The sequence below is a fragment of the Acinetobacter bouvetii DSM 14964 = CIP 107468 genome (genome assembly GCF_000368865.1).
GTDB classification, from domain to species: Bacteria; Pseudomonadota; Gammaproteobacteria; order Pseudomonadales; family Moraxellaceae; genus Acinetobacter; species Acinetobacter bouvetii.
On sequence record NZ_KB849727.1, the window covers coordinates 18,407 to 38,338 of the forward strand.

General features: G+C 42.4%; 18 protein-coding genes. 7 read left to right on the forward strand and 11 right to left on the reverse strand.

Features of this window, described 5'->3' with window-relative positions:
* Complete coding sequence (locus F941_RS07120; protein WP_005009540.1) at nt 1-648, reverse strand: A1S_1983 family putative colistin resistance protein; 648 nt, start codon at nt 646-648, stop codon at nt 1-3.
* Nucleotides 649-748: 100 nt separating this feature from the next.
* Here F941_RS07120 and ispF point away from each other — a divergent pair, with 100 nt between their 5' ends.
* Nucleotides 749-1,237, forward strand: a complete 489-nt coding sequence (gene ispF, locus F941_RS07125; protein ID WP_005009542.1) for a 2-C-methyl-D-erythritol 2,4-cyclodiphosphate synthase — start codon at nt 749-751, stop codon at nt 1,235-1,237.
* Here ispF and F941_RS07130 read toward each other — a convergent pair.
* The 4 genes from F941_RS07130 to F941_RS07145 form a co-directional block, all read right to left on the reverse strand.
* Nucleotides 1,225-1,749, reverse strand: a complete 525-nt coding sequence (locus F941_RS07130) for a protein tyrosine phosphatase family protein (RefSeq protein WP_005009543.1) — start codon at nt 1,747-1,749, stop codon at nt 1,225-1,227. The two genes, ispF and F941_RS07130, sit on opposite strands and share 13 nt — an antisense overlap.
* A gap of 96 nt (nt 1,750-1,845) precedes the next feature.
* Nucleotides 1,846-2,937, reverse strand: coding sequence for a 3-deoxy-7-phosphoheptulonate synthase (locus F941_RS07135; protein WP_005009544.1), 1,092 nt, complete (start codon nt 2,935-2,937; stop codon nt 1,846-1,848).
* Between the two features lie 126 nt (nt 2,938-3,063).
* Nucleotides 3,064-3,972 carry a sulfite exporter TauE/SafE family protein gene (locus tag F941_RS07140; protein ID WP_005009545.1) on the reverse strand — a complete coding sequence of 303 codons (909 nt, stop codon included), beginning with the start codon at nt 3,970-3,972 and terminating at the stop codon, nt 3,064-3,066.
* 117 nt (nt 3,973-4,089) lie between these two features.
* Nucleotides 4,090-4,671 (reverse strand): hypothetical protein, encoded by a 582-nt coding sequence (locus tag F941_RS07145; RefSeq protein ID WP_228128311.1) that lies wholly within the window; start codon nt 4,669-4,671, stop codon nt 4,090-4,092.
* A 140-nt stretch (nt 4,672-4,811) separates the two neighbouring features.
* On the opposite strand from F941_RS07145, the gene lpxB reads away from it, so the two are divergent.
* The gene (gene lpxB, locus F941_RS07150; protein WP_005009547.1) at nt 4,812-5,990 is read left to right on the forward strand and encodes a lipid-A-disaccharide synthase; all 1,179 of its coding nucleotides are present in this window, start codon (nt 4,812-4,814) and stop codon (nt 5,988-5,990) included.
* A 25-nt stretch (nt 5,991-6,015) separates the two neighbouring features.
* On the opposite strand, the gene F941_RS07155 is transcribed toward lpxB, so the two are convergent.
* On the reverse strand, nt 6,016-6,954 hold the full coding sequence (locus tag F941_RS07155; protein ID WP_005009549.1) for an AraC family transcriptional regulator: 939 nt from the start codon (nt 6,952-6,954) through the stop codon (nt 6,016-6,018).
* Nucleotides 6,955-7,147: 193 nt separating this feature from the next.
* Here F941_RS07155 and F941_RS07160 point away from each other — a divergent pair, with 193 nt between their 5' ends.
* From F941_RS07160 to ybaK, 4 genes are all read left to right on the forward strand, one after another.
* Nucleotides 7,148-8,341, forward strand: a complete 1,194-nt coding sequence (locus tag F941_RS07160) for an alkane 1-monooxygenase (RefSeq protein WP_005009551.1) — start codon at nt 7,148-7,150, stop codon at nt 8,339-8,341.
* A 145-nt stretch (nt 8,342-8,486) separates the two neighbouring features.
* Entirely contained in the window at nt 8,487-8,834 is a 348-nt protein-coding gene (locus tag F941_RS07165; RefSeq protein ID WP_005009554.1) for a Hint domain-containing protein, read from the forward strand.
* The gene (locus tag F941_RS07170) at nt 8,807-9,112 is read left to right on the forward strand and encodes a hypothetical protein (RefSeq protein WP_154649280.1); all 306 of its coding nucleotides are present in this window, start codon (nt 8,807-8,809) and stop codon (nt 9,110-9,112) included. The genes F941_RS07165 and F941_RS07170 overlap by 28 nt, the downstream gene beginning before the upstream one ends.
* 406 nt (nt 9,113-9,518) lie before the next feature.
* On the forward strand, nt 9,519-9,986 hold the full coding sequence (gene ybaK / locus F941_RS07175) for a Cys-tRNA(Pro) deacylase (protein WP_005009560.1): 468 nt from the start codon (nt 9,519-9,521) through the stop codon (nt 9,984-9,986).
* 351 nt (nt 9,987-10,337) lie between these two features.
* On the opposite strand, the gene F941_RS07180 is transcribed toward ybaK, so the two are convergent.
* The 4 genes from F941_RS07180 to F941_RS07195 all read right to left on the reverse strand — a co-directional run bounded on the left by F941_RS07180 (nt 10,338) and on the right by F941_RS07195 (nt 17,442).
* Nucleotides 10,338-11,957 (reverse strand): oleate hydratase, encoded by a 1,620-nt coding sequence (locus F941_RS07180; RefSeq protein WP_005009561.1) that lies wholly within the window; start codon nt 11,955-11,957, stop codon nt 10,338-10,340.
* 317 nt (nt 11,958-12,274) lie between these two features.
* Nucleotides 12,275-13,882: a bifunctional aspartate transaminase/aspartate 4-decarboxylase gene (locus F941_RS07185; protein WP_005009563.1), complete on the reverse strand. Its 1,608-nt coding sequence runs from the start codon at nt 13,880-13,882 to the stop codon at nt 12,275-12,277.
* Nucleotides 13,883-13,932: 50 nt separating this feature from the next.
* Nucleotides 13,933-15,618 carry an aspartate-alanine antiporter gene (gene aspT / locus F941_RS07190; protein WP_005009564.1) on the reverse strand — a complete coding sequence of 562 codons (1,686 nt, stop codon included), beginning with the start codon at nt 15,616-15,618 and terminating at the stop codon, nt 13,933-13,935.
* A 1,014-nt stretch (nt 15,619-16,632) separates the two neighbouring features.
* Nucleotides 16,633-17,442 carry a siderophore-interacting protein gene (locus tag F941_RS07195; RefSeq protein ID WP_005009566.1) on the reverse strand — a complete coding sequence of 270 codons (810 nt, stop codon included), beginning with the start codon at nt 17,440-17,442 and terminating at the stop codon, nt 16,633-16,635.
* Between the two features lie 225 nt (nt 17,443-17,667).
* Between F941_RS07195 and F941_RS07200 the strand changes: the two genes are divergently transcribed.
* A complete protein-coding gene (locus tag F941_RS07200; RefSeq protein WP_005009568.1) occupies nt 17,668-18,990 on the forward strand; it encodes a condensation domain-containing protein in 1,323 nt (440 codons plus the stop codon).
* A 36-nt stretch (nt 18,991-19,026) separates the two neighbouring features.
* Here the strand turns inward: F941_RS07200 and F941_RS07205 are convergent, their stop codons facing one another.
* Nucleotides 19,027-19,800, reverse strand: coding sequence for an SDR family oxidoreductase (locus F941_RS07205; RefSeq protein WP_005009570.1), 774 nt, complete (start codon nt 19,798-19,800; stop codon nt 19,027-19,029).
* Between the last annotated feature and the right edge of the window lie 132 nt (nt 19,801-19,932).

The window sequence follows — 19,932 nt, forward strand, 5'->3', positions numbered from 1 at the left end:
TCAATCATATAAACGGTAAACACCCGCAAAACGTTCACAGCCTTTTTGCACAGTTTTAACTGAAAGAATCGCTTTGCTGTAGTTAAACTGATATTTGCAATCATGCTCGTTGTCAGTGACTTCAGTTTTTTGATTTGGCGTGGTATAGGCTAAAAAGGCGATGCTTTGAGCATCTAAGCGGTTGTTTGGGTTGCGGTAGGCCACAGCTTCAATTTTAATGCGGTCCTTGCTGAGCTGATGGACTTTCATATGCACCTGCTGCTGTGCAAAGGCGCCGCGTTCAAATTTTAAGTAGTGCTGAGTCAGGCTTTGATTTAATGATACAAAAATATTCAGGTCATCTGCGCGCAAATCAATTTGCTGCTTAATGCAGTCAATACTTTTACATTGCTTTAACCGCTGGACCCACATCAGCTGAGTATCTTTGATAATGCGGGCAGGCGCATCGGTAACCAGGAGTGAGGTTAGGTAGAGGTTATCCAGATGATCACGCTGTTTAGAAAAAGCTGCTGAACACACTTTTTGCAAAGAGTGGCCGGGGACAGAGCAGTCTATTGCTTCTGCATGGATAGGGCTTGAGAAAAAAAAGCCAATACTTAAGCCAATTGTAATGGTTTTGATGATATTTATATCAGATTTCAACAGCATGATCGCTTATACTTTCACTACGTTGCGCTTGTACTAACTATAGCGAAATAGAAAGCGTGAATACAAGATTTCAATCGTTTATTTCTAAAGGAAGAATGCGATGGCTGCACAAATTAGAATCGGTCAAGGGCTCGATGTCCATGCTTTTGAAGACGGTGAGTTCGTTACTCTCGCAGGGGTGCAAATCCCGCATACGCATGGCTTAAAAGCGCATTCAGATGGCGATGTGGTTTTGCATGCGCTGTGTGATGCCTTATTGGGCGCATTGGCGCTTGGTGATATTGGACAGCATTTTCCAGATACAGATCCAAATTTTAAAGGCGCTGACAGCAAGGCTTTGCTGAAGCATGTGTATCAGCTTATTTTAGATCGCGGCTACGTGCTGTCGAATGCGGATATAACTGTTGCCTGCGAACGCCCTAAATTGGCAAAGCATAATTTAGAAATGCGCCAAAGCATTGCAGATGTGCTGAATGTGGATACGACGCAAATCAGTGTGAAAGCAACGACCACTGAAAAACTTGGGTTCACTGGCCGTCAGGAAGGCATTTTATCGATGGCAACCGTGCTGGTTGTTCACGCAAAATGATTTGGATGAATTAAAGACTGCTGCAGCTCTTGAGTTGATTTACGGCCTTGCAGCTGAAGTGAAACAGCATGAATTAAGCCTGTCCATGTTTCATTCGGCTCCCAAATCTGGTGCATCAGCTCCTGTGCTGCGGGCATGTCTATATTCATATAGTATTGACGGTATAAATACATCAAGCTGCTGATACGGAAATTTTTTGAGCAGTGCACCCACACCATTTGTTCCTGCACAAGATGATCAATCATATCCAGTACCAGCAAACATTGATCATCTGACGGCGTATCCCAAAGAATGGGCACGTGAATATAGTTCAGGCCTAATTCCAGGCAAACACGGTCTTCGCTGTCTAAATGATTACTGGCATCCGTCAAGGCAAGGTTGATGACGGTGGTTACGCCGTATTCTTTAATCAGCTGCAGCTGTTCCGCAGACGGCTGCCCAGAACTGAACAGGTGTTCGTGAACGAACTGGAAGTTTTCAATTTTGCTTAAACCGTTTTCAATCTCATTCATGCTGTTATTTTTGCTTTCAAGTCATACATTCACTATAAATTAAAAACGCCATCTTGACGATGGCGTTTTACAGTTCTTTGCGTCTTTGCTTAGCCCTTAACGGTTTGGCAATACGCTTTTGAGCGCTTCATGCATTTCCAGCAACGCGTGCTCAGTGGTTTCCCAATCAATACAGCCATCGGTTACAGATTTGCCGTATTCTAAGCTGCTCAGGTCAGCAGGAATGTCCTGACGTCCGCCTTTCAAGTGGCTTTCCACCATCAGTCCAACAATAGACTTATTGCCGTCTAGAATTTGCTCGGTAATATTTTTTAATACTAAAGGCTGCAGGTACGGGTCTTTGTTTGAGTTGGCATGGCTGGCATCAATCATGATTTTGCCGCTGACTTTGGCTTTGGCCAATGCCGCTTCTGCTTCCGCGACTGAACCTGCGTCATAGTTTGGCTTGCCGTTGCCGCCACGCAATACAACATGCGCATAAGGGTTGCCGCTGGTATGAATGACAGAAACTTGGCCTTGGTCATTTAAGCCAAGGAAGCTGTGGCCATGTTTTACAGACTGCATCGCATTGGTAGCAACGGTCAAACCGCCGTCTGTGCCATTTTTAAAGCCGACTGGTGAAGATAAGCCTGATGACATTTCACGGTGTGTTTGGCTCTCTGTGGTGCGCGCGCCAATTGCAGACCATGAAATTAAATCTTGATAATACTGCGGTGAGTTTGGATCAAGTGCTTCAGTTGCGCAAGGCAGGCCTTTTTCATTTAGTTCACGAAGCAGCTGGCGGCCAATGCGAAGACCTTTTTCAATATTGAAAGAGTCGTTCATATCCGGGTCATTAATCAAGCCTTTCCAGCCGACGGTGGTACGCGGCTTTTCAAAGTACACACGCATGACCACATAAATCGTATCTTTAATTTTTTCGCTTAATACTTTCAGGCGGTCAGCATACTCATGCGCAGCAACGGTGTCGTGAATTGAGCAGGGGCCAATCACAATGAATAGGCGCTTGTCTTTGCCATCCAAAATATTGCGGACAGTTTCACGGCCTTTAAGAACGGTCTGATAAGCAGTTTCAGTCAAAGGTACTTCTTTTTTGAGTTCCGCTGGCGTTACAAGAGGCTGAATGCTTTTTACATTCACGTCATCGATATCTGATTGAGTAATTGGGTTTGACTGTTGTGTATTCATTGCCGTCACTGGTTGTTCATACAAAAGGTTGTTTCATGAGCCGAATATAACATGAATGCACTGCTTCATTGTTATAAAAAAGATCAATATGTCGGTGAAAAAAAAGTGATGAATCGTAAAGATAATTTAAACATTCACGCTTTTATGCAGATTTGCGGCATGGGTTTGAATGAGCATTGCTGTTTCAGGTTTAGCTGCTGGTTTTGATTTCACGGGATGAATAATGAAATTTACCCCCAGTGCAAATAGCGTAATGCCTAAAATTTTGCGGATTAGTTTTTCAGGCAAGCGAGAGCTGATCAGGGTGCCGATGACGATTGCAGGGATTGAGCCGCACAGCAGCCAGCCAAGCAAATGGAAATCTACGTTGCCTGAAGTCATATGGCCCATGCCGGCAACAAAGGTCAGCAGTACAGCATGGACAACATCTGAGCCGATAATGCGGATCATCGGCAAATTAGGGAACATCAATACCAAAGCCATAATGCCGAATGCGCCGGCGCCGACAGAAGAAAGCGTAACGAAGACGCCTAAAATAATGCCCATAATGACAATATATAGGCGTTTATTTTTTGCCTTGAAATTAACGTGTTCCAAGTCTTCTGTCATATCGTCTAAAACATCAGCTTTACGGAATTTGTTGAAAAAGCGTTCTATATGTCCGCGGAACATAATTGAAAGGCCGGTCAGGGTCAGCATAAAGCCAAGCACCATGGTTAATACCGCTTTATAGCTGCTGGATTGGCTTAAGTAATTGTCCAGAACCCAATGCGTGGCGAAGGAAGCCGGGATGCTGCCGATGGCAAGCCAAATAACGATTGGCCATACAATATTTAATTTTTTTGCATGTACTAAGGAACCGCAGAATTTTGAAATAGCGGCATAAAGCAGGTCAGTACCAATGGCGATATGAGGCTCAATCCTAAATAAGCTGATGAGGATAGGAGTCATTAGTGAACCGCCGCCGACACCGGTAATGCCGACACAGAAACCGACCAAGACACCAGCCAGAATAAATTCAAAAGGACCAAACATGGTTATATGCCAAAATCAAAAAACGAGCATATCTTATGACTTTTAAATATAAGCTGTTGTCTTGATTAGTGATTTGCTTATTCTAAAAAATGATAAAGATTGCAGAAAGCATGCTGTTCATGCAGATGACCTATTAAGCGGCTTTCGCAACGATAGGCTGCCTAACCAAATCAAATTGATCAGGCAAAGCAGTCTTAAGAGATACAAAGGCATGTATACAGTTTTCTGCCATGCTGCAAAGTCCTTTGCATCGGCGGCATAAGTGATGATTTCCTGCTCAGGTAAATGTTCTGTAAATTGGATTTTACGGATAAACATATCTTGTGGCGTATTTTTATAGTTCATCAAACTGCGCTTCAAGACTATGCCTTCAAGGTGAATAATTTTGGGCTGGATATTTTTTTCACAGAGCGATTGGATCGATTTGGCCTGATTTGCACAATGCGCAATCCATTTTTTCCGATGCTGCTGAATAATCAATAATCGTTGCTGCCGCTGCTGAATATCGATATTCTGCGGTTCGAACTGCACGGGCTGCGGAGACATCGGTATCCATGTGCTTGGAAACACAATAAAGACCAATAACTGAAAAATGCCGGATAGGATGAGGGTCAACAGGACATGCTGCTTGGACCAATGCCACAGGTTTAGAAGCGGCCGCCTAATTTCTTGCATCATCCAAGTTTGTACAGTACGCAATTGTATCTCTTTAATGCTATGAATAATTTTTTTGCGCCTTTATAGCCTTGCTTCTGCCAGTATAGCGAGCAGCTATAAAATACAGGACTATGCTAAAATGTGCATACTTTAGAATATATTAAACTCTTGAGGATAAAAACTTGCAAAACCGGAAACTCAAAATTGGAATCGTCGTGGGGGAAGTCTCAGGAGATACTTTGGGCGCCAAACTGATTCGCCGGTTTCGTGAGCAGGGCATCGATGCTGAATTTGAGGGTATTGGCGGTCCGCAAATGATCGCTGAAGGCTTTAAAAGCTATTATCCTATGGATATCCTTTCGGTCATGGGTATTGTTGAAGTTTTGAAGGATATCAAAAAGCTTTTTGCAGTGCGTGATGGGCTGGTTGAAATTTGGAGCAAGAATCCTGTTGATGTGTTTGTCGGCATTGATGCACCAGATTTTAATCTGCGGCTGTCTAAAAGCTTAAAACAGAAACAGCTGCCGATTAAAACCGTGCAATATGTCAGTCCATCGGTATGGGCATGGCGGCAGGGCCGCGTGCATGGCATCAAGGCCAGTATTGATTTGGTTTTATGTTTATTTCCTTTTGAAAAAGCATTCTTCAAAAAATGGGATGTGCCGGCAGCTTTTGTTGGCCATCCTTTAGCCAGCCAGCTGCCATTAGCAAATCCAATCGCAGATGCCAAAGAAGAATTAGATCTCAATCCAGATCAGCAGCATATTGCATTATTACCGGGCAGCCGCCGCGGCGAAATTGAGCGCTTAGGTCCGCTGGTGTTGGATGCAGCTCAGATTGTGATGCAAAAGCATCCTGAGTATGTCTTTCTGATTCCTGCCATCAATGATGCGCGAAAGCAGCAGATTCAAGCGCTCTTGGATAAGTATCCTGCTGATTTAAAAGCCAAAGTACAGCTGCTTGAAAATACGGATTCAGAATCAAAAATTGGTCGGCAGGTAATGAATGCTTCAAACATTGTGGCATTGGCTTCGGGTACGGCAACGCTGGAAGCCATGCTGCTGCATCGCCCAATGGTGACATTTTATCAGCTGAATTGGCTGACTTATCATGTGGTGAAGTTCTTAATTAAGATTCCATATTATTCTTTGCCAAACATTATTGCCGGGAAAAAAGTCATTCAGGAGCTGATTCAAAAAGACGCAACACCGGAGAAACTGGCGGATGAAATTGAAAAATTGATGAATGTTGAAACCGCACAAATTCAAGCGATGCAGCATATCACCATGCATAAGCAGCTGCTGTCTGGGAACAGCGAAGACCCCGTGCAGGCAATTTTAAGTCTTTTGGAAAAGGCATGATCACTTTTTCAGTTGCTGAATAAGGTTAAGCGTTTTGCGGATGCAGCTGCCGATATTGGCTCGGCGTCAGTTCATAGCTGCGCTTAAAGCTTTGGCTAAAGGCCGTTTCAGATGAATAGCCTACTCGATATGCGATTTGCTGAATAGACAACTGGCCAGAGCGTAAATGCTGTGAGGCTAGCCTCAGGCGGTGCTGCTGTAAATAAGCCAGTGGCGTTTCACCGATGATTTGGGTAAACAGATTGGCGAATTTTGAACGCGACATGCAGCATTGTTCTGCTAAGCTTTCAACAGTCCAAGGCAATTCAGGCTGCCCATGAATTACGGCCAGCGCGTTAGATAGTTCAGCGTGAGTTAGCGCATTCAGCCAGTTATGCGAATCGCTGAGCTGCGCAATATAATCACGCACGCATTCAATAAATAAAATACTGACTAAATGATCGAGTATTTTATCCCGCCCTGGGCGGATTTGATTAACCTCCACAGCTAAGAACTGCAGGCCAATCTGCAGCCACTCAGGCGCCGTGCTGCTCAAAATATGCTGTATATGCAAATACTTGGGCAGCGCGTTAAACAGCGGTTTCGCCATGATGCTGTCGACATGCCCGCGTATGGCAAGAATCAGGCAGTCTTCGCGCTGCGGATATTGATCTGACTCTAAATTGATCGTTTTTTGATGCTTTTCATCAAACAGTGGACGGATCTCTAGCGCATCTTGAAAAACGGAATCGGTTGATGCGGTGCAAAGGTGATTTTGTCCAGACGGAATCAAAATCAAGTCACCTGCTTCAAGCTGAATTTTTTCACCTTCAACATGCAGCAGGCATTGGCCTTGCATCATGATATAGGCAATCATTGCGCCGTGTTCATGGTATTGAAAAGCCCAGTTATTCTTGGCTTTCAAATAAATATATTCAGATTTGTTCAGATGAATATCATCAAAAATTTTACTTAAAGCATCCATGTTTTATCATTCTATCTTCATTGCATATTGGCTGGTTAAATATCCCAACACAGTCAATACCGTATTGAGAGGACAGTTTTTATCAATATATGCCAAAGACTTTGGCATAGTTTTTTTGGACGCTTGCAACTGTTATTGCGCCTGTATTTCTTGAAATATAAACATAGAAGAGAGAAAGAAGGAAGTCTTGCAAATGAATGCTCCAGCAAAATTAAACCAAGAGCAAATGCAGCAGTTCAATGGCGCGTCCATTGACAAGAAACGTTACGGCTGGTTATTAAGTCCAGGATTACCGGTAATTGGTATGGGTATTTTAGCGGGCTATCACTTTGGCCCGAAAATGACCAAAAAAGTTTTTGCCATGGGGGGGCCGCTGTTATTGCATGTGATTATTCCTGCGATTGATGCGCTTGTTGGTTCTGATGACAATAACCCGACAGATGAAGATATTAAAGTGCTGGTGCAAGACCCCTACTATGACCGCATTGTCAAAGTATTTATTCCTTTGCAGATGGCCGCGAATATTTTTGCCGGCTATGTGGTGACGCGCAAAGATGTGTCGTTCTTAGACCAGATTTTGCTGGGCGTATCCATGGGAGCAATCAACGGCATTGGTGTCAATACAGCGCATGAGCTGTGCCACCGTCCAAATAAAAAGGATCATTATTGGTCGCATGCGACACTCGCGCCGCTGGCATACAACCACTTCCGTATTGAACATCCGTATGGGCATCATAAGCGCGCTGCAACGCCTGAAGATCCTGCATCATCTAAAATGGGAGAGACTTTTTATGAGTTTTGGCCAAGAACGGTATTTGGCGGTGTAAAATCTGCAGTTCAGATTGAAAAGCAGCGCTTAAAACGTAAGGGCTTGTCTTTCTGGAGCAAGGAAAATGAGCTGTTTCATGGCTGGGCAATGAGTGCTGGATTTCATGGGGCAATGCTGTCTTTATTTGGCAAAAAAGTGACGCCGTATTTGGTGACACAAGCGCTCTACGGCATCAGCCTTTTTGAAATTATTAATTATATTGAACATTATGGCTTAAAGCGTGAGGAAAAGGCGGATGGCAGCTACGCGCGCACCATGCCTGAGCATAGCTGGAACAATAACAATGTGGTGACGAATTTGTTCCTGTATCAGCTGCAGCGGCATTCAGATCATCATGCGTATCCGACACGGCCATTCCAAGCGCTGCGACACTTTGATGAAGCGCCTGAGCTGCCTAGCGGCTATGCGACGATGCTGCTGCCTGCACTGATTCCATCGCTGTGGTTCAAGATGATGGATAAGCGTGTATATGACCATTATGAAGGTGATTTGACTAAGGCCAATATTCATCCCAAACGCCGCGCCAGCATCTTTAAGAAGTTTGGGTTGAGTACCTAAAAGCGATTCAAGGTAAAATCAAGCCCAAACAGACTGTTTGGGCTTTTGATAAATAAATGTGAAATTTTCTAGATGGGGGGTTAAATTTTTTAATAAAAATATAATCATCAGATTGATATGATAATAAATAAAAGGGCAGTTGGTGATGATATTGCAGAATTTAGAATATGACTTTCCTGCAGGAACTCGTGTAGTAACTAAACACGGTTTAGTTCCGATACAGAATATTAAGATAGGGGATTTGGTCTTATCACAATTGGATTCTGGGCAAGGGGAGCCGTATTATCAGCCTGTAGATCACATTGTATATACAGAACATAAAGAAATTTGGGAATCATACTATTTTGAAATTAAAGCTGGTACAGATTTAGCAACGCTTCATAAAGGAAAACTGCTGAAACTTTCTCATAAAGGAAAGCTTAAAGGTATTTCTGCTTCTGCCAGCGCGCTGTTTCTGGTAAGGACTTGGGCTGGACGCGTCTTGATGAGCTGAAAAATGGTCAAATCATACAAACCATGAGCCCTGAAATTGAGGCAATAGTTTTTATGTCTAATCCCTTGCGTGAAACCACACTGCCAAATAGTGCAGACAGCTATCATGTGCGAAATCTATTTGATGCTGATCGAAAAGGTTTTGATATTCCAGACGATGATTATTTTGATCTATTTGGATATGACGATAATGGGTTATGTGCAATTTTAGATGAAAACTCATTTAGTGCTTTAAAGGCAAAGGGGACAGGAAGTTCATATTTTAAGCACGACATTTAAAAGAACAATCTACAATTTAAAAGTTGCAGAACTAGCTAATTTTTATATTGCTTCTAATGGATTATTGGTTAAGGTCATTTAGGTTCTGTTTGGTTTTTATTCATCAATTATTGACTTGGCATGAATAGTGTATAAATTGGTTTAAAAACAATCAATTGTAATGTTGGTCTATATTTATCAATAATTTATGTTGGGAAAAAGTCCACAAAATCTGTGGAAAACTCTTGGGATAAAACCCAATAAGATTATTATTGAGTACAAACTCTAATAAATAACTGGAGAATCAACATATTAGTCTAGTGAGGATTACGATAAAAATTCTATATATGAAATAGCCTAAGCAAACTAAACAATTCTTTTTAAAAAGCTTATAATTTCGCAATCACATGCTAAATATCAGTCAAAGATGACACCTGCTTGCAAACTTTTAAAATCACAAAAAATCGAATTTTCTATTCATGAATACGAACATGACCCAGATGCTAAAAGTTTTGGTCTAGAAGCTGCAGAAAAACTCGGGCTGCAGGTCGCAGAAGTCTTTAAAACATTGATGGTGACAGACGAAAAAAACTATTTTATTGCGGTGTTGCCAGTCAATCATCAGCTGAGTTTGAAAAAAGCAGCAACAGCATTTGGCTGTAAAAAACTGAAAATGGCAGACCCGAAAGATGCCGAACGTTTAACAGGCTATCTGATTGGCGGAATCAGCCCAGTCGGGCAGAAAAAGCGCTTAAAAACTGTGATTGATGTATCTGCAGAAAGCCTAGCTAAAATTTATGTCAGCGGCGGCAAGCGCGGGCTGGATATTGGGCTTAAACCGCAAGACTTGGCTAAGGTATTGGGTGCAAATTTCTCAGATATTATTGATGAATAATCATATTATTTTAATTTCTAAAATTGAGCATCATAGAATGTGTTACTCACATTATTGCTCATAAATGAAAATCCTTAAAACCAATAAAGCCGCATTAGGCGATTTTATTGGTTAATGCTGCATCACACATTTATATGCACTAAGAATTGGCCGCCGATGGCGCTCTCGAGCTTCAGGTCATTCACTATCCTTTACAGAAAATGGCAATTCTTCATATTCCTTGCGGTACGTACTCATCCACTCACTGATGAGTATAAACAGCCATCCTGTCATCCCTAAGTTTCAGCACATGCCAAAAAATAAGAGCGCTTATGGGCGCTCTTATACTGGATATTCTATATTTGGGTGATATCAGTGAAAGACGGTTTCCAGCGCCTTCAAGCCGACTTTCGGATCGAGCAGGCCATTGTAAATCTCTGGAATGTCGCGCTCTACACCAAAGAATTCATAAATCGCCAGCATGGCGCCGCGCACTGAATATTCAACAGTAAACACCACATCATCTTCAATTTCTACGAACTGACCCAAGAAGGCAAAGTTTTGAGAACCCTGCGGAATGACTAATGGACGGTCACCTGGTTTGCGGCATGCGAACAATGCGGATGCATACGGCATCATTGCTGTCGTCACATCGGTTGTCCGCAGCACATGTTCTAAAATGTCATCAAAACCCAGCTGCTTAACCAGTTCGGTTAAAATCTCTTTGCCTGTCGCTTCACTCATGGGCTTTTTGATGTAGTCGCCGTTATGGTCAATTTGGAAACCGTAACCCCATAGCGTGTATGTGCCTTCCGGCAAGTCGGCAAAGTGCGGCTGTGCAGGAACAACAATTGATAAATGCCAGCCAGACTCAAACCAAGTCATCAGCGCGCCTGTACCAGGCTCATTGCCGGTGTAGTCAATAATGCGTTTTAATAGCACATCGTCTTTCATGGTAAGCGTGAACGACTCCCATTTATGCTCATCGATGTTGCCGAAGAACGTCATCGGGCGTCCAAAATCAGGGGCTTTTTTGGCTAAAGTTTCCCACAGTGTCCAGCCATGATCCAAACGGTCACGGATTAAAGGCGGCACATCATCATTGCCGCCATAGCGCGAATCGGCAGTAATTGAGCCTAATGTGAAAATGGCTAAGTCATGCGGTTTCAGCTCGATCTGCTCTGTGCCCTCGGGCAGCTTGACATATAATCGTGTCGCGCGGCGCTCCTGAGTTTGTTCATCTGTGACAAAGTCAGCATCGGTCACGTAATTGCCAAAGCGCACATCAACACCTTGCGCCGTCAGCCAGCGCTGCAGAGGTAGAATCATGGAATCATACTGATTATATTTGGTGCGCTTTACGCCGGCGAGGGTATGAATGCGTGGCAGTTCCTGAATGAAGCGCAGAAAGTAGCGGCGCAGTTCAGCAGCGCTATGCCATTTTTGAAAGGCGAAGGTGGTGCGCCACATGCGCCAGAAGTTGGTGTCAAAAAAGGCCTCATCAAAAAATTCGTCAATACGCCGGCTGCCAATTTTTTCCTCTTTAGAGGCTAATAGGCGCAGCATTTGCGCGCGGTGCATTGTGTTTAGGCCTAATTTGGCAGCGTCAGCAATAATATGGTTGGAATCAATCAGGCGCGCTTGGGCGTGGGTTTTCACCTGTTCGTTAAATTCACGGCATTCTTCGCGTACGGAAATTTCGGGGTTTTCTAAGGAAGGAATGCTGGTAAACAAGTCCCAAAGGCATAAATAGGTTTCATCGGTTAACATGCGCCCGCCGCGTGTTACCCATGCCTGCGCAGCATGCGGGGTATGGCCGCCGTCCATTGATCCGCCGGAGATATCAAGCTCTTCCAGAATATGAATGTTTTTTGCTGGAACTTTGGCATCACGGATAGCAAAAGCCGCTGCAGCCATACCGGCAATACCGCCGCCAATAATCCAAAGATGTGACTGCTGGGGATCTAAAGAACTGCGTTTGTTATTTTGCATTGTTTGCCCTCGTTTGATAAAAATTATATGCGGAAGATTTTTAAAACCTTAATTTTAGTATGTCTTTTTATATATGAAAAATGCATGAAATTTAAAGCATTTTAATGATAATTTTTGTAATGATGAAGCCATTCTGATCTGAGGTCAGCGGGGAGCAATCCTCGAAAATCCAGTTATGCACCTTACAATGGAGCCGATATCTTGAGCTGTGCGGCTTGATAAAAAAATGCACCCTTCAAATCAGACCGTGTGTCCAATTCTTGGGGTGCAGATGAGATTAGGAGGTTTATAGATAAAGTACTGTATTCAACAAGACTTTATTTTTTACTTTTTGATTTCTTAGCCGCTAAGTACTCTTTATGAGCGTCTTCTGCAAAACGCCGTAAAGAGTCGCCAATTGCCGCATATTCAAACTCATTTAAATTTGCCAAAGACGCACGTGCAGAAGGATGCTGTACAGCAAATCCAGAACCTGGCAGTAAAACTACGCCAGTTTCCTCTGCTACACGGAAAAGCAGTTCGGTTGGGTTCTTATTTTTCATTACCCAATCGGCAAATTCATCGCCATATAATATGCGTGAAGTGGTTTCTAAGTTAACAAGGGTGTAGTAATCAACAGCATTAGGGTCTTGAGGAACATCAACACCAAGCTGTCGATAGAGTGCTGCGTCACGTTCCCTTACAACAGATTTGACCGCTTCCTTATAGCTTTGACGAGAGTCCATTAAATTAAACAAGGCAAATAAAACCATTTGCACTTGCTGTGGAGTGGACAAACCTGCTGTATGGTTTAATGCCACATTGCGGCTATCTGCAACAATACGGTCAATGAACTTAAGGCTCGCTGGGTCCGTGGTTAAAGATGAATAGCGCTCTTCAAGTTCTTTTTTGTCTTTATTTGGCAATTCTGTCAGTTTCTTATCAAGAACATTGTTATTGCTGAGTGCAATGATGCCTAATCGCCAGCCTGTTGCGCCAAAATATTTAGAGAACGAATAGACCAAAATGGTATTGTCTGGGCATATTGCAAACAGGGATTTAAAATTATCGGCAAATGTTCCATAAACATCATCAGTTAAAATAATTAAATCAGGACGTTTTTTGACAATATCCGCTAAAATTGCCAATCCTTCATCACTCATCTTCACTGATGGCGGATTGCTTGGGTTGACCAAGAAGAATGCTTTAATGGACGGATCTTCCAGTTTTCTAAGTTCAGATTCTGGATATTGCCAGTCTAAGTTTGGATCAGCCTGAATTAACACTTCTTCAAGCTGATAATCATTGAGTTTTGGAATTTCTAGGTACGGTGTAAAAATGGGTGCGCCAATTGCAATACGGTCACCATTTGCAATGATTTTATTTTCTTTTAATGAATTGAAAATATAGGCCATGGCAGCTGTGCCGCCTTCAACTGCAAATAAATCCAAGCCATCTTTAGGCATACTTTGTACGCCCATTTCACGCAAAATATATTCTTTGATAATGGTTTCACTAATTCTGAGCATTCGGTCAGGCACTGGATAGTTGCAGCCTAAAACGCCTTCAACCATTTCAAGTAAAAATGCATCTGGGTCTAAACCAAGCTGATCTCGGACATACGATACGGCTTTCCCTAAGAAAACCACGCCCGGTTTGTCACGGTTCTGCAAAATAAAGTTATCAAACCGGTTTTGTAACGCTACAGGGCGGGGGAATCCACCTAAACCCTCAGGCATAAATGAAAATGAAAACTCAGATTCTGTGGCAGAAAATAAACCAAGCTGGAAGAAGGCTCTGCGTGGAACAGTGGCCAAAAAGTTAGGATTTCCTCGGCCAGCATTAAGCATCATGCGGTCTGTTTTACTTTGAGCTATTTCGATGAGTTTATCTTTTAGTTCAAATGGGCTAAGTTTTGAATATTTAGTGTAATCAACATTCCCCATGAGGAGACTCCTTTTATATTAAAGCGGATGTTTTATTCAGATCGGCTGATTTAAGCCAAACCTACAATGAGTGGACCAAGTAAAGTTAAAAATACGTTTGCTAAAGCATATGTAATTGCAAATGGGACGGTAGGAATTGAGTTTCCAGCTTTATCAAGTACAGCACCAAATGCAGGGTTCGCACTGCGTGCGCCAGAGATTGCGCCTGCCATTACTGCTACGTTGTCATAACGTAAAACATAGCGGGCGAATAACATTGCAAGAAGCAGCGGAACAACAGTGACGACGACACCAATCATAAAGAGTGAAAGGCCGCTGTCTTTGATGGTTTGTATGGCTTGCAGTCCTGACTGCAGGCCGACGGCAGCAACAAAACCAGCCAAACCCAGATCTTTTAAAAGTTGAGAAGCCGCCAATGGCATATTGCCACGCACTTGATTGCGGCTGCGCAGCCAGCCAAATAACAGGCCGGATAATAAAGCGCCGCCGCCTGCACCCAGGGTAAGAGGAACACCGTCAATACGAATCACAAATAAACCGATGAGCAAACCAACGACCAGGCCAGCGCCGTGGAAAACCCAGTCTGTTTTTAAGCTGGTTTCGATGGCTTTCCCGGCTTCTTTTACTAAACGCTGAAGGTCGTTTTTTGTACCATAAACGGTTACAACATCACCTTGACGCAGTACGGTATCGTCATTCAATACTTGCACTTCATCATTGCGTTTAATGGAAAGTACAAAAATGCCGTGCTTTAAATAGGGTGGTGTATTTGCTTTAACATCACCCAGCGTGCGATTGATGTATTTTGAATTGATTAAAATGACATCTGTTGTATCCATGACCATTTCCATGCCCTGAGAGGACTGGAGTTCTGGGCCAATTTTTTCAGATACTGCAACGACATTTGCGCGGCGCCCGACAATTAAAATGACATCATCTTCTTGCAAAACCAGATCTGCAGAAACATCTACAAATTGATTGTTGCGCTTAAGGCGTTCAATGGTAACGCTTGATCCCATTGCTTCAATTTCTGCAATGGTTTTTCCTGCAGCGTGCTTAACTTTATAAATACGGCCAACAATTTCAGGTACAGCAAGCTCTTGACCAGGAGCCAATTCAAAAGCGCCTTTTAGACGTTCAGATTGCGCTTTAAGTGCATCATCACGAATTTCGCGGCCCATGAATTTAGGCAGTATGTTTGCACAAATAATAATGGCGCCAAGTGAACCAAAGATATAAGTCACTGCGTAGCCAATTGCGACATTGGCTTGAAGCCTTTGAATCTCTGCAAGAGGAAGATCAAGTCTTGAAATTGCATCACCGGCAGTACCGATAATCGCAGATTGAGTCATACCGCCAGCAGCGAGACCAGCAGCTAAACCTTTATCAAGATTGAAAAGCTTGGCCATAACTAAAACTGTAATTAGGCCAGTCACAGCCATAAAGACTGCTAATAAAATTTCTTTAAGCGATTGCGGGCCAAGCGATTTGAAAAACTGCGGACCACTTTCAAAACCGACCGCGTAAATAAATAATGCAAAGAGAATTGCTTTGACACCATTATCTATAGGGACACCAAGCAGGCTTAATACAACAGCAACAAGAAGTGAACCTGCTACACCGCCAAATTGAAACTTTCCAAACTGAAATTGACCAATCCAAAAACCGATTGCCAATGATAGGAACAATAGGATTTCTGGGCTATGTTTTAATTCATTTTGTAACCATTCAATCATTTTTGATTCTCACTTTATAATATGTCGTGCCTCTAGTTTTTAGGATGTTTTAGGTTTTACAGTATTCTTAATTCACAGTTTTTTTAACATACTATGTGATTGATTCCTGTGCAAACATAAGGAATTTTTAGAACTTAAGGTATAGTTTATTTAAAGTATTTACTTATTAGTTATTTAGGGGTGTTAATGTCACTGAATATTCGAAGAGGAATGATTTTTGAGATACAAACTTATACAATAAACACTATAAAGTTACTTAATTAATTCATGATTTTTAGTTGGAAATTAATGAAAAACATGATCAAAGTTTGTCTGTAAATCATAGTTGATTTTTTATTTTAAATTGTAAATGCTTATTGATTTTGCGGGAGTGTAGAGTTTAATCCTGTTTATCCAAAATAAGATTTTCGGATGAATGAGTACATTGAACCTTATTGAAAATATTGAGATTTTTAGTGGATTTAATTGTTAGCTCATTTTGATAATTCGGAAGTTTTCAATCTATTTTCACTGCTTTTTTCCTGCATGATTTAATGAGCGGGTAGACAGTGCAGGGGAATTTAATAAACTGATGAACAACAAAACTAATATCGTCATGAGTATTAGAATTGCCGTTACACTTATAGCCTTGACCTTTAGCACCCAGAATAAGATTGAATATGGTAGTTTTTTTGTTGTACGGGTGGATTCAATTCTTAAGTAATATTCGGAAAGAAATTTTTACATTTAAATTTATCTTCAAATAGCTATATTTATGCAGGTGAGATTAAGCAATCTAGGGGCGGTTGTATGCTGTAAAGCCGCGGTAAAGTGTTAATTAATCCTCAGAATAAACTCAGTGACGATCATGGTTATTAAGCTGCTCATAATCATAATAAAAATAATTTCATGTTTTAATTTCACTGCAAAAATCCTTATAAAATAATTAGCTGTATGATTATTTAACATTAACTCAAGTATTTAAGGAGTCACTTTAAAGTTTTATGATTAGCGCGATTGAGCAGCTATATTTGCCTAAGCTGTATTGTCCATGACATGGTGGCGTTCTTGATGATAAGACTCTTCTGTGTGGCCTTTTTTCCAATACGGGACTGCGTACAAATGCGTTTTTTTGACTTTATAAAGATGTTTAAACGCTTTCAGTAAAGACACGACCCGAGAATTTTCACCCGCTAAACTCACAGAAATTTGCTGCTGATTCCAATCTAATTGCGCTAATGAGGCATGAATTTTTGTTTCGGCATCTGGATGCTGAATCAGCCAATGTACTGTTACGGCAGCCGGATGTATCAGGGGGATGCAATCTTTTTCATCTTCAATTTCGATCCAAACTTCGCCATGAGCATGAGCTGGAAGCAGTTCTAAAGAAGCAGCAATCATCGGCAAGGCTGAAAGGTCGCCAATAAAAATCCAGTAGTCTGCAGCGGGATTAAATCTTGGTCGGCCGCCAGGGCCCGCTAAGCCAATGACTTGCCCAGGCTGAGCGTTTATGGCCCAATTGGCTGCTGTCCCATAATCCGCGTGCCGTACAAAATCGACCACCAAAAGTTGTTCATCTGCTAAAAAATTGCGGATGGTGTATGTCCGTGTAATTGGCTTTTGCCCATCAGGCCACAGCACTTTTCCTTGTTCATTGCGGTAAGGCAGCAGGGGTGTTAGGTGTGCTTGTTCTGAAAAAAATAACTTAATGTGTGCGCCATTTTGGTCAGTAGGGAAGTCAGAAAAATCCTTACTTGAAAAATAGACCCGCTGCAAATGCGGAGATAATTGCTCAGAGGCATGTACACAAATATAACGCGGCGGTGTCGGTGATGGAAAAGCCATAGTTTTCTGCGTCTTAACGTTTAAGTAACAAATGATGGACAGGTTTTGATGAATTAATCGAAAGATCTTGTCGTGCCAATGTAATGTAAATGAATATTATTTGCAAATGATAATCATTGTATTTAATATCTGAAAGATGACTCAATTCAGTCAGACAACACACGTCCTATAAATACATTTCAATTTTTTATTTTTATAAAAAATGTTTGATCTACGGTGCTACACATGCAAACAATGGATTCTCTGGCTCCTTTAACCCGTGCACAACACAGTATGTGGAAAGGGCATCATCATCATGGCAGCTACCCATTTCATACTGCAGAATGGCTGGTCATTGACGGGCCGCTAAACCGAGAATTATTTCATCAAGCGATTGAATTCACATTAAAAGAGGCAAAGGCATTACATTGGCGAGCCCTCGAAAAAGATGGCAGGGTTTACCGTATAGATGATGTGGACGTTCGTCCGCCACAATTTGCAGATTTATCACATCTAGATGACCAAGCCATTTTAGATTGGGCGGATTGCGCAGTAGAACCGCCTTTTGATTTAAGCGCAGGCCATTTATACGATTATGTTTTTGCCCATCTAGATGATAATAAATATGGGTTGTTTTTTAGAGCGCACCATGTGGCTTTAGACGGCTATGCCTATGGACTGATGATTAATCGCTTCTTAGATTATTACCAGTCTTTAAAGAATGCATCGGCTCTAAAAAACAAGGCTTTTGATCATTTTGAGAAGTTTTTAGCAGATGAGCAGCGCTATCTTGCTTCACCCAAAGCTGAGCAGGATTTACAGTTCTGGCGTGAAAATTTTTCTCATGAGCTTGCACCGAAAAAGCGCTTAAAGCGGAAGCTAAAACAGCCGTTTTATCAAGGGCCTCGGTATGAAGAGGTCATTGATTGGGAAACGCAGCAAAAAATGAATGCATTGGCCGCGGAGCTGAAATTGCCGAGTGCCATGGTGGTCATGGCCGTCATGATGAGCTATTTGGTTAAGCAGTCCGGTGACAGCAAGCAATGCTTTGGTGTGCCGATGATGTCGCGTTTAGGGACTGCATCAATGCGCATCCCATGTTTAGTCATGAATATTTTACCTTTACGGTTGGCTGGAACAGGACAAGAGAACCTTAAAGAAACCGTTCAGCTTTTAGCGCAGCGGTTTGCAGAAGTCAGGCCGCATCAGAACAGCTATTTTGAACAAATGCGTTTTGTATTAGATGGATTTGATCCCTTTGACAACATTTTATTTGGCCCTATTGTGAATTGGATTCCTTATCCATTACCTGAGTATTTTGAAGGCTGCCATTTAACGAAAACCACCATTTCTGCAGGTCCAATTGAGGACTTTGATATCGCGATCACCAATAAATTTGTGGATGGCGTTGAGCGCTTATATCTTGCGGTCGATGGGCATAAAGAACTCTACAATGTTGAAGCTTTAGGCGAGTACTGGCATGACTTTATGCGCATGCTGCGCTTATGGCTGCAGCAGCCCGAGCAGTTAGCCAATCAATTAAGCATTGAAAAAAAACTGCCAGATTAAATCTGGCAGTTTTGAGTACGCGTTATTTGCAGGCGATTAAACCCCGAGCGTTGCGCCGCCATCAACAACCAGTTCATGCATAGTAATTTGTTTGGCCTGATCTGACAGCAAGAACAAGACGGCATTTGCGACATCTTCAGGCTCGGCAATTTTTCTCAGCGGAATGCCGCTGCGGTACTGTTCAAGGTTGCCTTCAATAATGCCCGCGGGCGGCTGATCATCCGTCCATAGCTGTTTTTGCATTTGAGTTAAGGTCGAACCCGGCAAGACCAAATTGCAGCGAATGCCATGCGGTGCAAGCTCTAAAGCTAAATTTTTAAAGTAGTGGCTGACTGTGGCTTTTGTGGTGGCATATAGGCCCATGTTCATGCGGGGAATAAGCGCAGCATTTGAGCTGATGCTGACAATGGCCCCGGATTGATAAGGAATCATTTGCTGGGCAACCCATTGAGACAGCAGGGCGGGCCCCATAAAGTTAACTGCTAAGTTGTGCTGCCATTGGGCTTCGGTGGTCTCTAGCAGGCTGCCCATTTCTAAAATGCCTGCGGCATTCACCAAGCCTGTAATAGGCTGTTCTGCCCAAGGTGATTGCTGAATACACTCTATCAGGCTATTGGTTCGCTTAATATTATGTGAAATGGCATAAAAATTTTGTTGTTCTGATGGGGAGAGTGTCTGAATGACTTGCCATTTTTGAGAGTCAGGCTGCAGATCTATCCCAATGACCTGATGGCTTTGTTGAAGTAATTTTTTTACCACCGCTGCGCCAATCCCGCGTGCGGCACCCGTCACAATAAATACTGTGGACATTTAAGCATCCCTTAATTGGTTAACAAAAAAATAACGATTATCGTTGCTATTTGAGAATAATAATCATTATAGTTGTTGCGTTCAACTACTTTAGCCAGAAGGCAGTAGGACTGAACATTTAAAAACATAATT

Bases quoted from the DNA above. Each gene is read 5' to 3' on its own strand.
- F941_RS07140 (WP_005009545.1), bottom strand. From the start codon at position 3,972: ATGTTTGGTCCTTTTGAATTTATTCTGGCTGGTGTCTTGGTCGGTTTC.
- F941_RS07120 (WP_005009540.1), bottom strand. From the start codon at position 648: ATGCTGTTGAAATCTGATATAAATATCATCAAAACCATTACAATTGGC.
- F941_RS07185 (WP_005009563.1), bottom strand. From the start codon at position 13,882: ATGGGGAATGTTGATTACACTAAATATTCAAAACTTAGCCCATTTGAA.
- F941_RS07200 (WP_005009568.1), top strand. From the start codon at position 17,668: ATGCAAACAATGGATTCTCTGGCTCCTTTAACCCGTGCACAACACAGT.
- ispF (WP_005009542.1), top strand. From the start codon at position 749: ATGGCTGCACAAATTAGAATCGGTCAAGGGCTCGATGTCCATGCTTTT.
- F941_RS07160 (WP_005009551.1), top strand. From the start codon at position 7,148: ATGAATGCTCCAGCAAAATTAAACCAAGAGCAAATGCAGCAGTTCAAT.
- F941_RS07195 (WP_005009566.1), bottom strand. From the start codon at position 17,442: ATGGCTTTTCCATCACCGACACCGCCGCGTTATATTTGTGTACATGCC.
- ybaK (WP_005009560.1), top strand. From the start codon at position 9,519: ATGACACCTGCTTGCAAACTTTTAAAATCACAAAAAATCGAATTTTCT.
- F941_RS07135 (WP_005009544.1), bottom strand. From the start codon at position 2,937: ATGAATACACAACAGTCAAACCCAATTACTCAATCAGATATCGATGAC.
- aspT (WP_005009564.1), bottom strand. From the start codon at position 15,618: ATGATTGAATGGTTACAAAATGAATTAAAACATAGCCCAGAAATCCTA.
- F941_RS07165 (WP_005009554.1), top strand. From the start codon at position 8,487: ATGATATTGCAGAATTTAGAATATGACTTTCCTGCAGGAACTCGTGTA.
- F941_RS07180 (WP_005009561.1), bottom strand. From the start codon at position 11,957: ATGCAAAATAACAAACGCAGTTCTTTAGATCCCCAGCAGTCACATCTT.
- F941_RS07130 (WP_005009543.1), bottom strand. From the start codon at position 1,749: ATGAATGAGATTGAAAACGGTTTAAGCAAAATTGAAAACTTCCAGTTC.
- F941_RS07155 (WP_005009549.1), bottom strand. From the start codon at position 6,954: ATGGATGCTTTAAGTAAAATTTTTGATGATATTCATCTGAACAAATCT.
- F941_RS07205 (WP_005009570.1), bottom strand. From the start codon at position 19,800: ATGTCCACAGTATTTATTGTGACGGGTGCCGCACGCGGGATTGGCGCA.